This window comes from Sphaerotilus montanus, assembly GCF_013410775.1.
Classification (GTDB): domain Bacteria; phylum Pseudomonadota; class Gammaproteobacteria; order Burkholderiales; family Burkholderiaceae_C; genus Sphaerotilus; species Sphaerotilus montanus.
In genome coordinates this window covers 4,718,923-4,732,629 of sequence record NZ_JACCFH010000001.1, presented here as the reverse complement: position 1 = coordinate 4,732,629, position 13,707 = coordinate 4,718,923, and the positions used below count along the sequence as shown (strand labels likewise).

The following is a 13,707-nucleotide window of genomic DNA, read 5'->3' as shown; positions in this document are numbered from 1 at the left end:
TTTTGCTTGAACCGCCGCAAGGCACCGGAAGGAGCGCGGCAGCCGGCTGGCGTGACGACGTGAGGCACCTCCAAGGGGTGTTCTGGCGTGGTTGCGTGGCTAAGAGGCTGCCGTTTGTACTGCATTGATGAACTGGCAGCAGGCTGTCGAACGTACCGTGACCGGATTGGGCTACGACCTCGTGGATTGCGAGCGTGGCCTCCGCGGGTTGCTGTGCGTCTATATCGACCGGACGCCCGGCGTCGTCTATCCGACCGGGCCGGGCGAATTCATTACCGTGGAAGATTGCGAGCAGGTGACCCGCCAGCTCCAGCGTGTGCTGGAAGTGGAGGGTTGCGACTACGAGCGGCTCGAAGTGTCTTCCCCGGGTCTGGATCGGCCGCTCAGGCGGCTGGACGACTTTGTGCGGTATGCCGGATCGGAGATCGATCTGACGCTCAAGGTGGTTTTCCAGGGGCGCAAGAAATACCGCGGCGCCTTGCGCGTGGTGGGCGATGACCCTGCTGCAGGTCTCGAGCTGGTTTTCCAGGAAGGCAAGGAAAGCCATGTGCTCGGGTTTGTGCTCGATGAAGTCCGTGATGCCCGGCTGGTCCCGGTGGTGGATTTCAAGCGAGGCAGCCGGCGAGATGCGGCTGCGGGCGGGGCGACACAGGAATCCGGAGGTCACGAAGAATGAACCGCGAACTGTTGATGCTGGTGGATGCGATCTCGCGTGAGAAGAACGTGGATCGTGAAGTCGTGTTTGGTGCCGTCGAACTGGCACTGGCATCGGCCACCAAGAAACTCTATGAGGGCGAAGTCGACATCCGTGTCGCGATCGATCGCGAATCGGGTGCCTACGAGACCTTCCGCCGCTGGCACGTGGTGCCGGACGAGGCGGGCCTGCAGCAGGCCGAAGCCGAGATCCTGCACTTCGAGGCCAAGGAGCAGATCGACGACATCGACGTGGGCGACTACCTCGAGGAGTCGGTCGAGTCGGTGCCGATCGGTCGCATCGGTGCGCAGGCCGCCAAGCAGGTCATCCTGCAGAAGATCCGTGACGCGGAGCGCGAGCAACTGCTGAACGATTTCCTGTCGCGTGGCGACAAGATCTTCACTGGCACGGTCAAGCGGCTCGACAAGGGCGATCTCGTCATCGAGAGCGGCCGTGTCGAAGGGCGCCTGAAGCGCAGCGAACTGATCCCGAAGGAAAACCTGCGCAGCGGCGACCGCGTGCGGGCCATGATGATCGAGATCGACCCGACGCTGCGCGGGCCGCAGATCGTGCTGTCGCGTTCGGCGCCATCGTTCATGATCGAGCTGTTCCGCCAGGAAGTGCCCGAGATCGAACAGGGTCTGCTGGAGATCAAGAGCTGCGCCCGTGACCCGGGTTCGCGCGCCAAGATCGCCGTCGTGTCCTACGACAAGCGGGTGGATCCCATCGGCACCTGTGTCGGCGTGCGCGGCTCGCGGGTCAATGGCGTGACCAACGAGCTCGCTGGCGAACGTGTGGACATCGTGCTCTGGTCGGAAGACCCGGCGCAGTTCGTCATCGGCGCGCTGGCGCCGGCGAACGTCCAGTCCATCGTGGTGGACGAAGAGAAACACGCCATGGACGTGGTGGTGGACGAGGAAAACCTCGCCATCGCCATCGGCCGCGGCGGCCAGAACGTGCGGCTCGCTTCCGAGCTGACCGGCTGGCGCATCAACATCATGACCGCCGAGGAATCGGTGGCCAAGCAGGCTCAGGAGAGCGACGGCATCCGCAAGCTCTTCGTCGACAGGCTCGACGTGGATGAAGAGGTTGCCGACATCCTGATCGCCGAAGGTTTCACCAGTCTCGAAGAAGTGGCCTATGTGCCGATTCAGGAGATGCTGGAGATCGAATCCTTTGACGAAGAGACGGTGCAGGAATTGCGGACCCGCGCCAAGAACGTGCTGTTGACGATGGAAATCGCCAAGGAAGAGCGCGTCGAGGAAGTCACTCAGGATCTGCGCGACGTGGAGGGGGTGACCCCCGAACTGGTCGCGAAGCTGTCCGAGGGCGGCGTTCACACCCGCGATGATCTTGCTGATCTCGCAGTGGACGAACTGACCGAGATGACGGGCATCGACGAAGCGGCGGCCAAGGCCCTGATCATGAAGGCCCGTGAACACTGGTTCACCGCCTGAACGCTCACTCTGTCCGATCCGACCGCACACGACGCACGTCCCAAGGAAACAAACACATGGCTGTGACCACCGTTGCCCAGTTCGCTGCCGAACTCAAAAGTTCGGTATCGACTGTGCTCGAGCAACTTCAACACGCCGGCGTGAGCAAGGGTTCCGATCTGGATCCCTTGACCGAGGCAGACAAGGAACGCCTGCTGGCCTACCTTCGCACCTCGCACGGCACGGTTGGCGGAGATCGCAAGAAGATCACGCTGACCAAGAAGTCCACCAGCGAGATCAAGCAGGCAGATGCCTCGGGCAAGGCCCGCACGATCCAGGTGGAAGTGCGCAAGAAGCGCACCTTCGTCAAGCGTGATGACTTCGTCTCGGGTGCTGCGGCGTCGGATGCGCTGACCTCTGGCGAGGTGGAAGAAGTCGAGTCTCCCGCAGTCGAAGTCAGCGGCGTCGATCTCGAAGCCGAGGCGCGCCGTCAGGCCGAGGTCGCTGCTGCTGCTGCTGCCGAGGCAGAGCGTCAGGCACAGGAGATCCGTGCGCGTCAGGAAGCTGCCGAGCGTGCGGCGGCCGAGGCTGCTGCTGCCGAAGCTGCCCGCATCGCGGCCGCCGAGGCGGCTGCCCGCGAGGCTGCAGCGCGTGAAGCTGCTGCCCGTGCCCAGGCCGCTGCCGTGGTGAGCGAGGCCGATATGGCCGCTCAGGCGCAGGCCGCCAAGGAGGCCGCGGCGCGCGAAGCCCATGCCCGGACCCGTGCCGAGGCGCAGGCCCGTGCGGCGGCTGAAGTCGCGGCCCTCAATGCCGCTGCGGATTCCCGTCGCCGTGGCAATGGCCCGGCGGGTGCCCGTCGCGGTGCCGCGGCGCCGGTGGCGGTCGCTCCGGCTGCTGCGGTGGTGGAACCCGCGCCCGCGGTGGTGGTCGTGGCATCGGCGCCGGTGGCGGTCGAGGCTGCACCGGTCGCTGCGCCTGTGGTGGTCGCCGAAAAGGCTGCGCCGCCGGTGGCCGTGCGTGCCCCGGGGGTGCCGATGCCGGTGCCGCCGCGTGGTGTGGCTCCGACGCAGGCGCCCGCTGCGGTGACGCCCGTGCGCGGAGTCCAGGCCCCGTCATTGCCGGGTGCCGGTGCGCGTGTCGTCAAGGCGGCTGATGCCGTTGCAGGCGATGCCCAGCGACAGATCGAGCAAGACCGTCGCCGCAAGGCCGCCGAGGCCGAGGCTGCAGCCATTCGCGACATGATGTCGCGCAAGAGCAAGGTCCTGGTCGCCAAGAAGCCCGAAGAGCCGAAGCCCGCCCCGGTGGCGCCCGCTGCGGCGGCTGCAGGCAAGGATGGCATCAAGGGCACGATCCACCGTCCGAAGCCCGGAACGCCTGGTGCGCCGGGTACGGCGGCGACCGCTGCCAAGCCGGGTGACAAGCCCGGTGACAAGAAGGCTGTCAAGTCCGAGAAGCTGTCCTCCAGCTGGGCCGATGACGCCGCCAAGAAGCGCTCGGCTGCCGCCAAGGGCCGTGCCGAGCCGCCGCGTCCTGGTGGTGGTACGGGCTGGCGTGCGCCGGCCGGTCGTTCGGGTGGACGTCGCGGCGAGCGCAACGACAACAGCAACGAGCGTTTCGCACCGCAAGTCGAGGCCCAGGTCCATGAGGTCCATGTGCCCGAAACCATCTCGGTGGCCGATCTGGCGCACAAGATGTCGGTCAAGGCGTCCGAGGTCATCAAGCAGTTGATGAAGCTGGGTCAGATGGTCACCATCAACCAGCAGCTCGACCAGGAAACGGCCATGATCCTCGTCGAGGAAATGGGCCACAAGGCGTTTGCCGCCAAGCTGGACGATCCGGATGCGTTCCTCGAAGAGGAAAACGCGTCGGAAGCCGGCGAGGCGCTGCCGCGTCCTCCGGTGGTCACCGTCATGGGTCACGTCGACCACGGCAAGACCTCGCTGCTCGACTACATTCGCACCACCCGTGTGGCCATGGGCGAAGCCGGGGGCATCACGCAGCACATCGGTGCCTACCATGTGGAAACCGAGCGTGGCGTGGTCACCTTCCTGGATACCCCGGGTCACGAGGCGTTCACCGCCATGCGTGCCCGTGGTGCCAAGGCCACGGACATCGTCATCCTGGTGGTGGCGGCGGACGACGGCGTGATGCCGCAGACCAAGGAAGCCATCCACCACGCCAAGGCGGCAGGGGTGCCGATCGTGGTCGCGATCAACAAGATCGACAAGCCCGATTCGAACCTCGAGCGCGTCAAGAGCGAACTGGTTGCCGAGGGCGTGATTCCGGAAGAGTTCGGCGGTGAAGCGCCGTTCTGCCTGGTGTCGGCCAAGACGGGCCAGGGCATCGACGCCCTGCTGGAGCAGGTGCTGCTGCAGGCGGAAGTGCTGGAGCTGCGTGCACCGGTCGTGGCACTCGCCAAGGGTCTCGTGATCGAAGCCCGTCTGGACAAGGGCCGCGGCCCGGTCGCGACGGTGCTGATCCAGTCCGGCACGCTCAAGCGCGGCGATGCCGTGCTGGCAGGCCAGAGCTATGGCCGCGTGCGTGCCATGCTCGACGAGAACGGCAAGGCATGCCAGGAAGCTGGTCCGTCCATCCCGGTGGAAATCCAGGGTCTGACCGAAGTGCCGTCGGCCGGCGACGAATTCATGGTGCTGGCGGACGAACGCCGTGCCCGTGAAATCGCCACCTTCCGCCAGGGCAAGTACCGCGAAGTCAACCTGAACAAGCGCCAGGCTGCCAAGCTCGAGAACATCTTCGAAGGCATGGGCCAGGGCGCGGCGCAGATGCTGCCGCTGATCATCAAGGCCGACGTGCAGGGTTCGCAGGAGGCTCTGGCCACCTCGCTGCTCAAGCTGTCGACCGACGAGGTCAAGGTCCAGATCGTGCACGCGGCGGTGGGCGGCATCAGCGAGTCGGACGTCAATCTGGCGATCGCCTCGAAGGCCGTCATCATCGGCTTCAACACCCGGGCAGATGCCGGTGCGCGCAAGCTCGCCGACAACAACGGTGTCGATCTGCGCTACTACAACATCATCTACGACGCGGTCGACGAGATCAAAGCCGCCATGTCGGGGATGCTGGCTCCGGAGCAGCGCGAAGAGGTCATCGGCACGGCGGAAATCCGCACCGTGTTCGTGGCGACCAAGATTGGTACCATTGCGGGCTCGATGGTCACTTCCGGTCTGGTGCGTCGCAGCTGCAAGTTCCGCCTGCTGCGCCAGAACATCGTCATCTACACCGGCGAAGTCGATTCGATCCGCCGCCTGAAGGACGATGTGAAGGAAGTCAAGGAAGGCTTCGAGTGCGGTATCAAGCTCAAGAACTACACCGACATCGCTGAAGGCGACCAGCTGGAGTTCTTCGAGATCAAGGAAGTGGCGCGTACGCTGTAAGGCTTCGCTCCTGCGTTCCGGGCCCCGACGCTGTGTCGGGGCCTCGTTGTTTTTCCGTGGCTCATTGCCATGGGCTCCGATGCGATATCCATGCGACACAAGCGTTCCATTCCCAACCGCAGCTTCCGGGTGGCCGACCAGATCCAGCGCGATGTGGCCGAGCTGATCCGCGACCTCAAGGATCCGCGCATCGGCATGGTCACGATCAGCGCCGTGGACATCACGCCGGACTATGCGCATGCCCGCATCCGGTTCTCGGTGCTGACCGGTGAAGCCGGCGAGACCGAAGTGGCGCTCAACGAGGCGGCGGGTTTCCTGCGCAACGGCCTGTTCAAGCGGCTGCAGATCCACACCGTGCCGACGCTGCACTTCCATTTCGACCGCACCACCGAACGTGCGGCGGAGCTGAGCGCGCTGATCACCCTGGCCAATTCGCAGCGTGTTCCGGATGACGCGCCGGTGGACGCTGCGGTCGATGCCGAACCGAAAGACGACGCAAGCCGATGAGTGCCGACGTGACCCCGGTGGCTGCCGGCGTGGTGGCCCCGATGCCGCCCCGCGTGCGCATCCAGCGCCGCGCGGTGCATGGCGTGCTGCTGCTCGACAAGCCCATCGGCCTGTCGAGCAACGACGCCTTGCAGAAGGTCAAGCGCCTGTTCCGTGCCGAAAAGGCGGGGCATACCGGCACGCTCGACCCGCTGGCGACCGGCCTGCTGCCGATCTGCTTCGGTGCGGCGACCAAGTTCTCGCAGGTGAGCCTGGAGGCCGACAAGGGCTACCGGGCGACGCTGCACCTGGGTCAGCGCACCGTGGGCGGCGACCGCGAAGGCGAGGTGATCGAGGAGCGTCCGGTGCAGGTGGACCGTGCGCTGATCGACGCGGCCTGCGCGCGTTTCACGGGCCCGATCTCGCAGCTGCCGCCGATGCAGTCGGCGCTCAAGCACAACGGCAAGGCGCTCTACGAGTACGCCCGCGCCGGCATCACCATCGAGCGCCAGCCACGGCAGGTGACGATTCACCGCATCGACATCATCGCGTGGCAGGCTGACCGGCCGGAAACGCTGGTGATCGATGTGCTCTGCACCAAGGGCACCTACATCCGCACGCTCGCCGAGGACATCGGTGAAGCGCTTGGCTGTGGCGCCCACCTGTCCGGACTGCGGCGCATCGCCAGCGGTCCGGTCGATCTGCGCGGATCGGTCACGCTCGACGCCCTGACGGCGATGAGCGAGTCCGAACGCGATGCACGGGTGCTGCCCGTCGATGTGCTGCTGTCGGACTGGCCGGCGGTGCATCTGAGCCCTGAAGACGCCGGTCGTTTCCTCTCGGGCATGCGCCGCCGCACGGGTCAAGCCGATGCCGAGCGCGTGCGTGTCTATGGTCCCGACGGTCGCGCCCTGCTGGGCAGCGCCCACATCACTGCCGGCGAGCTGATCGCCGATCGGCTCCTGAGCCCTCTTGAAGTCCAGGCCCTGCAGCCGTCCTGAAACCCGAACGGCCACACCCCTGGCGTACAACCCCATGACCAAGCAAATCCGCAACATCGCCATCATCGCCCACGTCGACCATGGCAAGACCACCCTGGTGGACCAACTCCTGCGCCAGAGCGGCACCTTCGCCGACCATGAAAAGGTCGTCGACTGCGTGATGGACAACAACGCGATCGAAAAAGAACGCGGCATCACCATCCTGGCCAAGAACTGCGCGGTGAGCTGGGAAGGCACGCACATCAACATCGTCGACACCCCGGGCCACGCCGACTTCGGTGGCGAGGTCGAGCGCGCACTGTCGATGGTCGACGGCGTGGTGCTGCTGATCGACGCCCAGGAAGGCCCGATGCCGCAGACGCGCTTCGTGACCAAGAAGGCGCTCGCGCTGGGTCTGAAGCCGATCGTCGTGGTCAACAAGGTCGACAAGCCGGGTGCGAAGCCGGATGCCGTCATCAACGCCGCGTTCGATCTGTTCGACAAGCTGGGCGCCACCGACGAGCAGCTCGACTTCCCCGTCGTCTACGCCTCGGGCATCAACGGCTGGGCGTCGCTGGAAGAGGGCGCACCGGGCGAGCAGTGGGGTCCCGACATGTCGGCCCTGTTCAACACGGTGCTCAAGCACGTGCCGGCCAACAGTGGTGACGCCACCGCGCCGCTGCAGCTGCAGATCTCGTCGCTCGACTACTCCACCTTCGTCGGCCGCATCGGCGTGGGTCGCGTCAGCCAGGGCACCATCAAGCCGTCCATGGACGTGCTGGTCATGGAAGGCCCGGACGGCAAGACCATCAAGGGCCGCATCAACCAGGTGCTGACCTTCCAGGGCCTGGACCGTGTGCAGACCACCGAAGCCGGCCCCGGCGACATCGTGCTGATCAACGGCATCGAAGGCATCGGCATCGGGGTGACCATCACCGATCCGGCCAACCCGGCGCCGCTGCCGATGCTCAAGATCGACGAGCCGACGCTGACGATGAACTTCTGCGTCAACACCAGCCCGCTGGCCGGTCGTGAAGGCAAGTACGTCACCAGCCGCCAGATCTGGGACCGCCTGCAGAAGGAACTCCAGTCCAACGTCGCGCTGCGCGTCAAGGAAACCGACGAAGACGGCATCTTCGAGGTGATGGGCCGGGGCGAACTGCACCTGACCATCCTGCTGGAAAACATGCGCCGCGAAGGCTACGAGCTGGCCGTGTCGAAGCCGCGCGTGGTGTTCCAGGAGATCAACGGCGAGAAGTGCGAGCCGATCGAGATGGTCACCGCCGACGTGGAAGAGCAGCACCAGGGCGGCGTGATGCAGGCGCTGGGCGAGCGCAAGGGCGAGCTGGTCAACATGGTGCCGGACGGCCGTGGCCGCGTGCGCCTGGAGTACCGCATTCCGGCGCGCGGCCTGATCGGCTTCTCGAACGAGTTCCTGAACCTGACCCGTGGTTCGGGCCTGATCGCCAACATCTTCGAAGGCTACGAGCCGCACAAGGGCGACATCGCCAGCCGCAAGAATGGCGTGCTGATCTCGATGGACGCCGGTGAAATCTTCACCTACGCGCTGGGCAAGCTCGACGACCGTGGCCGCATGTTCGTGAAGCCGAACGATCCGGTCTACGAAGGCATGATCGTCGGCATCCACAGCCGCGACAACGATCTGGTGGTCAACGCCACGCGGACCAAGCAGCTCACCAACTTCCGCGTCTCTGGCAAGGAAGACGCGACGAAGATCACGCCGCCGATCGAGCTGTCGCTGGAATACGGCGTCGAGTTCATCGAGGACGACGAGCTGGTCGAGATCACCCCGAAGTCGATCCGCCTGCGCAAGCGTTTCCTGGCCGAGCACGAGCGCAAGCGCGCTGCCCGCGCCTGATCACCTGAGCGTTTGTCGCGCCGAGCCCCGGAATGCCTCCGGGGCTTTTTTCATGGACGAGAGGATTGCCATGTCGCACACGCGTGCGGTGTCGCTGATGGTGCTGGTCACGCTGCTGTGGAGCACGGCCGGCGTGGTCAGCCGCCATCTGGAGGCGGCCCAGAGTTTCGAGGTCACGTTCTGGCGCAGCGCGTTCAATGCGCTCGGGCTGGCGATCGCGCTCACCGTGCTGCGCGGACCGGCCCTGTGGCGCGGGCTGCTGCGCTCGCCGCGCGCGGTCTGGGTGTCGGGCGTGTGCTGGTCAGTGATGTTCACGGCCTTCATGGTCGCGCTGACCATGACCCGCGTCGCCAATGTGCTGGTGACCATGGCGATCGGGCCACTGGTGACAGCGCTGTTCGCGCGGCTGTTCCTGCACCACCGGTTGCCGGTGCGCACCTGGGTGGCCATCGCGGTGGCCGGGGCGGGCATCGCGTGGATGTTCGGCCACGAGGTGCAGGCGGCCGACGCCCGCAGCCTGCTGGGCATGGCGCTGGCGCTGGCGGTGCCGCTGGCGGCGGCGGTCAACTTCACCGTGCTGCAGCACATCTCGCACGGCGAAGTGGCGGGCGAGTCGCAGGACATGCTGCCGGCGGTGCTGATCGGCGCGCTGCTCTCGGCGCTGTTCACCTTGCCGCTGGCCTGGCCGCTGCAGGCGTCCCTGCATGATCTGGTGCTGCTGGCCGGACTGGGCGTGTTCCAGCTCGCGCTGCCGTGCCTGCTGGTGGTCGGCCTGACGCGTGTCCTGCCCGCCCCCGAAATCGCGCTGCTCGGGTTGCTGGAAGTGGTGTTCGGCGTGCTCTGGGCCTGGGTGGGTGCGGGCGAGGCGCCGGGCCCGACGGCGCTGACGGGTGGCGCGCTTGTGCTGGGGGCGCTGGTCGGCAACGAACTCATTGCGCTGCGCCGCCGCGTCCAGGCCTGATCGCGCACAACAGACGGTCGATCGGGTTGCGGCAGAATTCCACGATCGAAGGAGGATCTGCCACATGTCTGCCGATACAACGTCCCGTCCCCTGCCAGCCCTGACCGCGGGCGGCCACGTGCTTGCCGACGTGCGCGGTGCCGTCGGTTTCCTGACGCTCAACCGTCCGGGCGCCCTCAACGCCCTGTCCCTGCCCATGGTCCGTGACCTGACCACGGTGCTCCTGCACTGGGCGAGCGATCCGGCGGTGCAGGCCGTGGTGCTGCAAGGGCAGGGCCGTGAGGGAAAACCGCCCGCCCTGTGTGCTGGCGGCGACATCCGTTTCTTTCACCAGGCGGCTCTCGCCGGAGATCCCCGTCTGGAGGACTTCTTCACCGAGGACTACGCGCTCAACCACCTCGTTCACCGCTATCCGAAACCCTACATCGCGGTCATGGATGGCATCACGATGGGTGGCGGCATGGGCATCAGCCAGGGCGCGAGCCTGCGCATCGTCACCGAGCACAGCCGGCTCGCGATGCCGGAAACCCACATCGGCCTGTTCCCGGACGTGGGCGGGGGCTGGTTCCTGTCCCGCTGTCCGGGGCATGTCGGTGAGTACCTGGCGATGACGGGCGAGACGCTCGGTGCCGCGGAGGCGATCGAGGCCGGGCTGGCCGATGTCCATGTGCGTGCCGCGGACCTGCCGGCGCTGCTGGCCCGCCTCGTCTCGGACGACCTGTCGGCGGCCGAGTCCGTGCGCGCCTGTGCCGATGCGGTGGCATCGCCGCCCGGGTCGTCGTCACTGGCGGCCCGGCGCGACGCCATCGACCTGCATTTCAGCCAGCCGACGCTGGCAGGCATCACCGCCTCGCTGGCAGGCGAGGCGAGCGAGTTCGCGCGCCACACGCTGGCCGCGCTGCACAAGCGCTCGCCGCTGATGCTGGCGGTGACGCTGGCGCAGATCCGCCGCGCCCGCACGATGACGCTGGCCGACGACCTGCGCATGGAGCGCGACCTCGTGCGCCACTGTTTCCACCTGCGGCCCGGCACGGCCAGCGAGACGGTCGAGGGCATCCGTGCGCTGGTCATCGACAAGGACCACCAGCCACGCTGGAACCCGGCGCACTGCGCCGACGTGACCGAGGCGATGGTGGCGGCGTTCTTCGTCAGTCCGTGGCCGCCGCACGTCCATCCGCTGCGGGCGCTGGTCTGAGCAGGAGGGTGGGCGTGTCGAGCACGATCTCGCCCGCGCCGAGCAACTGCATGCCCCGGCTCCAGTGGCGGGTCATGCGCTCGACCAGGGCGTACTCGTTGAAGGGCTGGCCATTGACCACGGCCCGTGCGCCCTTGAGCAGCAGCGCACGTGCCAGCACGCTCAGCTGGCGGAAGGCATCGGCGGCCTGCACCAGATGGGCCGAGCCGCTGGTGCTGCCGGCGATCCACACCAGATAGAGCGCCGCGAGCTCGAAGGCGGCGCCGAGCTGGTGCGGTCCGGCGTCGGCCCAGTGCTGGTAATGCGTCGGGCCGCCGGACATCAGGAGCGTGATCTCGTGGGCAAAGCGCCGCTTCCAGCGGCGCAACGGGTGGCGGGTCGGCACGCGCTGCAGGTATTTTTCCAGCAACTGGTGCGAGAGGTGGCGCAGCGTGTCGGGCGGGCGTCGCACCAGGTTGTGCAGGTTGATGACCTCGGCACGGCCCAGCAGGGTCTGCGATTCCGGGTCGGATTCCGGGTGCAGGAGCCGCCGGTACTCCGCTCCCTGCAGCACCCGGTAGTCGGTCCGGTGGAAGCAGCCCAGGCGTTCCTGCGCCGTGTCGATCTCGTTGATGACGATGGTTTCGGTCGCGCTGCGGGGATGCAGCAGCCCGCCGCCGCCATCCGGCAGGCTGCGCGCCGGCACATCGACGATCACCAGCCGGCCCGCGCTGAGCTGTTCGTGCAGGTGGTCGATCAGGGGGCGCCAGACCGTGAGCGTCTGCACCTCGATGCCATAGAGCATGTAGAGGTCGTCGTGCGACGGGCGGAACTGGGTCCACTGGTCATCGAGGAAGTCCACGGCCAGGGTGTAGGGCAGGCAGGCCGAAGGCTCCAGGCGCAGCGCGCACAGCACCCCCAGCCAGATGTCCGTGAACCGGTTGGTTTCTGGCCAGATCCGGTCCTGTGCGGGCCAGGCGAGAGGGATGCCCAGACGGTCCAGGCCGGTGATCAGGCAAAGCGGTCGGGCGGATGGCATGCCTCAATGTAACATCGCGTAAAAGATTGTCGCAATCGTTAAATTCGCACGACTCGGCGGGTCTCCGGTGGGCGAGTGCCGGGCGGCCGGACTCCCGGGATAATGGGCGGGTGAATACGCCTGCCGCCCCTACATTCCCGCCGTCTCCTGTGTCGCTGCATTCCCCATGGCGCCTGTCCGTGGCCCCGATGCTGGACTGGACCGATCGGCACTGCCGTTACTTCCACCGCCTGCTCACCCGCCAGACCCGCCTCTATACCGAGATGGTCACGACCGGTGCCTTGCTGCATGGCGATGCGGCGCGGCACCTCGATTTCGACCCCGCCGAACATCCCGTCGCGCTGCAGCTTGGCGGCAGCGAGCCGGCCGATCTGGCCGCGTGTGCCCGGCTGGCGAAGCAGTGGGGCTATGACGAGGTCAATCTGAACTGCGGCTGCCCGAGCGAGCGGGTGCAGAAGGGGGCTTTCGGTGCCTGCCTGATGGCCGAGCCGCAACTGGTGGCCGACGGCGTGAAGGCCATGCGCGACGCGGTGGACCTGCCCGTGACCGTCAAGCACCGCATCGGCATCGACCAGGTCGAACGCTACGATTTCGTGCGGGACTTTGTCGGCACCGTGGCCGATGCCGGTTGCACTGTTTTCATCGTCCACGCCCGCAACGCCTGGCTGAAGGGGCTGAGTCCCAAGGAAAACCGCGACATTCCGCCGCTGCGGCCGGAACTGGTCTACCGGCTCAAGCAGGACTTCCCGCACCTGACCATCGTGCTCAACGGCGGCGTGCGCAGTGATGATGAAATCGACGCCCATCTGGCCCATGTCGATGGCGTGATGGTGGGACGGCAGGCCTACCACGACCCCTGGATGATGTCGGCGTGGGATGCGCGGTTTTTCGGCCAGACGGGTCCTGCCGACGGCCGTGATTCAGTGGAAACCCGGTGGTTCGATTATCTGGACCGGATTCACCAGGCAGGGCGGCCCTGGCCGACCGCCATGCGCCACGCACTGGGGCTCTGGAATGGCGAGCGGGGTGCGCGACTCTGGCGCCAGTACTGGTCGGACCACCGCCACAAGTCCAGTCTCCCGTCGGAACTGGCCCGGCAATTCAATGCACGGTCGCGCCCGAATCCTGTGGAGCTTCAGGCCGTCACTGTGGAATAAACCGCATTCTGGTGTTTGCAGGGCGGTGGCCGGTGCATTCATTCCATTGATTAATATTTTTTCATGGAATGGATGGACTTGCCTTGGGAAAAAGGCGGCATACTTCACCCCGAGCATGTGCTCTGTCTTCACTCAAAACCAATTCCAGCCATGACGACACTTCAGGAACTGATCGCACAGAAAGACGCATTGCTGCGCCAGCAGCAGGAAATCGCGAAATCGATCGCTGAATTCCAGTCGGCTCAGCGTGCCGGTGTGATCAACGAGATCAAGACCCTGATGGCGCAGCACGGCATCACCGCGGCTGACCTCACCGTCACCGGACGCAAGGCCGCCAATCCGGACAAGGAACCCTCCAAGGTTGCCGCCAAATACCGTGACCCGTCGACGGGCTCCACCTGGACCGGCCGTGGACTGAAGCCGCGCTGGCTGGTGGCCGCGCTGGAAAGCGGCCGCACGCAGGACGAATTCCTGATCGAAGCACCGGCGCAGTGAGCCGCTGCCGTCGC

General features: G+C 66.3%; 11 protein-coding genes. 10 read left to right on the top strand and 1 reads right to left on the bottom strand.

The window, feature by feature from the left end; genetic code table 11:
- Positions 1–127 precede the first annotated feature (127 nt).
- From rimP to BDD16_RS21605, 8 genes are all read left to right on the top strand, one after another.
- Complete coding sequence (gene rimP / locus BDD16_RS21640; RefSeq protein WP_179635843.1) at positions 128–676, top strand: ribosome maturation factor RimP; 549 nt, start codon at positions 128–130, stop codon at positions 674–676.
- Entirely contained in the window at positions 673–2,151 is a 1,479-nt protein-coding gene (gene nusA / locus BDD16_RS21635; protein ID WP_179635842.1) for a transcription termination factor NusA, read from the top strand. The genes rimP and nusA overlap by 4 nt, the downstream gene beginning before the upstream one ends.
- A 56-nt stretch (positions 2,152–2,207) precedes the next feature.
- Complete coding sequence (infB, locus tag BDD16_RS21630; protein WP_179635841.1) at positions 2,208–5,522, top strand: translation initiation factor IF-2; 3,315 nt, start codon at positions 2,208–2,210, stop codon at positions 5,520–5,522.
- 90 nt (positions 5,523–5,612) lie between these two features.
- Positions 5,613–6,029 carry a 30S ribosome-binding factor RbfA gene (gene rbfA / locus BDD16_RS21625; protein WP_179635840.1) on the top strand — a complete coding sequence of 139 codons (417 nt, stop codon included), beginning with the start codon at positions 5,613–5,615 and terminating at the stop codon, positions 6,027–6,029.
- Positions 6,026–7,009 (top strand): tRNA pseudouridine(55) synthase TruB, encoded by a 984-nt coding sequence (gene truB / locus BDD16_RS21620; RefSeq protein ID WP_246332635.1) that lies wholly within the window; start codon positions 6,026–6,028, stop codon positions 7,007–7,009. The genes rbfA and truB overlap by 4 nt, the downstream gene beginning before the upstream one ends.
- 34 nt (positions 7,010–7,043) lie before the next feature.
- Positions 7,044–8,867: a translational GTPase TypA gene (typA, locus tag BDD16_RS21615; protein WP_179635839.1), complete on the top strand. Its 1,824-nt coding sequence runs from the start codon at positions 7,044–7,046 to the stop codon at positions 8,865–8,867.
- A gap of 70 nt (positions 8,868–8,937) precedes the next feature.
- Positions 8,938–9,828, top strand: coding sequence for a DMT family transporter (locus BDD16_RS21610; protein WP_179635838.1), 891 nt, complete (start codon positions 8,938–8,940; stop codon positions 9,826–9,828).
- A gap of 64 nt (positions 9,829–9,892) precedes the next feature.
- A complete protein-coding gene (locus tag BDD16_RS21605) occupies positions 9,893–11,023 on the top strand; it encodes an enoyl-CoA hydratase/isomerase family protein (RefSeq protein ID WP_179635837.1) in 1,131 nt (376 codons plus the stop codon).
- Here the strand turns inward: BDD16_RS21605 and BDD16_RS21600 are convergent.
- Positions 10,977–12,041, bottom strand: a complete 1,065-nt coding sequence (locus BDD16_RS21600; protein ID WP_179635836.1) for a DUF1839 family protein — start codon at positions 12,039–12,041, stop codon at positions 10,977–10,979. The two genes, BDD16_RS21605 and BDD16_RS21600, sit on opposite strands and share 47 nt — an antisense overlap.
- Positions 12,042–12,229: 188 nt before the next feature.
- On the opposite strand from BDD16_RS21600, the gene dusA reads away from it, so the two are divergent.
- Positions 12,230–13,198 (top strand): tRNA dihydrouridine(20/20a) synthase DusA, encoded by a 969-nt coding sequence (gene dusA, locus BDD16_RS21595; protein WP_246332857.1) that lies wholly within the window; start codon positions 12,230–12,232, stop codon positions 13,196–13,198.
- A 150-nt stretch (positions 13,199–13,348) separates the two neighbouring features.
- Positions 13,349–13,693, top strand: coding sequence for an H-NS histone family protein (locus tag BDD16_RS21590; protein ID WP_179635834.1), 345 nt, complete (start codon positions 13,349–13,351; stop codon positions 13,691–13,693).
- The last annotated feature ends 14 nt before the right edge of the window (positions 13,694–13,707 follow it).

Excerpts from the sequence above, each read along its gene's own strand:
- rimP (WP_179635843.1), top strand. The coding sequence starts at position 128 with ATGAACTGGCAGCAGGCTGTCGAACGTACCGTGACCGGATTGGGCTAC.
- nusA (WP_179635842.1), top strand. The coding sequence starts at position 673 with ATGAACCGCGAACTGTTGATGCTGGTGGATGCGATCTCGCGTGAGAAG.
- infB (WP_179635841.1), top strand. The coding sequence starts at position 2,208 with ATGGCTGTGACCACCGTTGCCCAGTTCGCTGCCGAACTCAAAAGTTCG.
- rbfA (WP_179635840.1), top strand. The coding sequence starts at position 5,613 with ATGCGACACAAGCGTTCCATTCCCAACCGCAGCTTCCGGGTGGCCGAC.
- truB (WP_246332635.1), top strand. The coding sequence starts at position 6,026 with ATGAGTGCCGACGTGACCCCGGTGGCTGCCGGCGTGGTGGCCCCGATG.
- typA (WP_179635839.1), top strand. The coding sequence starts at position 7,044 with ATGACCAAGCAAATCCGCAACATCGCCATCATCGCCCACGTCGACCAT.
- BDD16_RS21610 (WP_179635838.1), top strand. The coding sequence starts at position 8,938 with ATGTCGCACACGCGTGCGGTGTCGCTGATGGTGCTGGTCACGCTGCTG.
- BDD16_RS21605 (WP_179635837.1), top strand. The coding sequence starts at position 9,893 with ATGTCTGCCGATACAACGTCCCGTCCCCTGCCAGCCCTGACCGCGGGC.
- BDD16_RS21600 (WP_179635836.1), bottom strand. The coding sequence starts at position 12,041 with ATGCCATCCGCCCGACCGCTTTGCCTGATCACCGGCCTGGACCGTCTG.
- dusA (WP_246332857.1), top strand. The coding sequence starts at position 12,230 with ATGCTGGACTGGACCGATCGGCACTGCCGTTACTTCCACCGCCTGCTC.
- BDD16_RS21590 (WP_179635834.1), top strand. The coding sequence starts at position 13,349 with ATGACGACACTTCAGGAACTGATCGCACAGAAAGACGCATTGCTGCGC.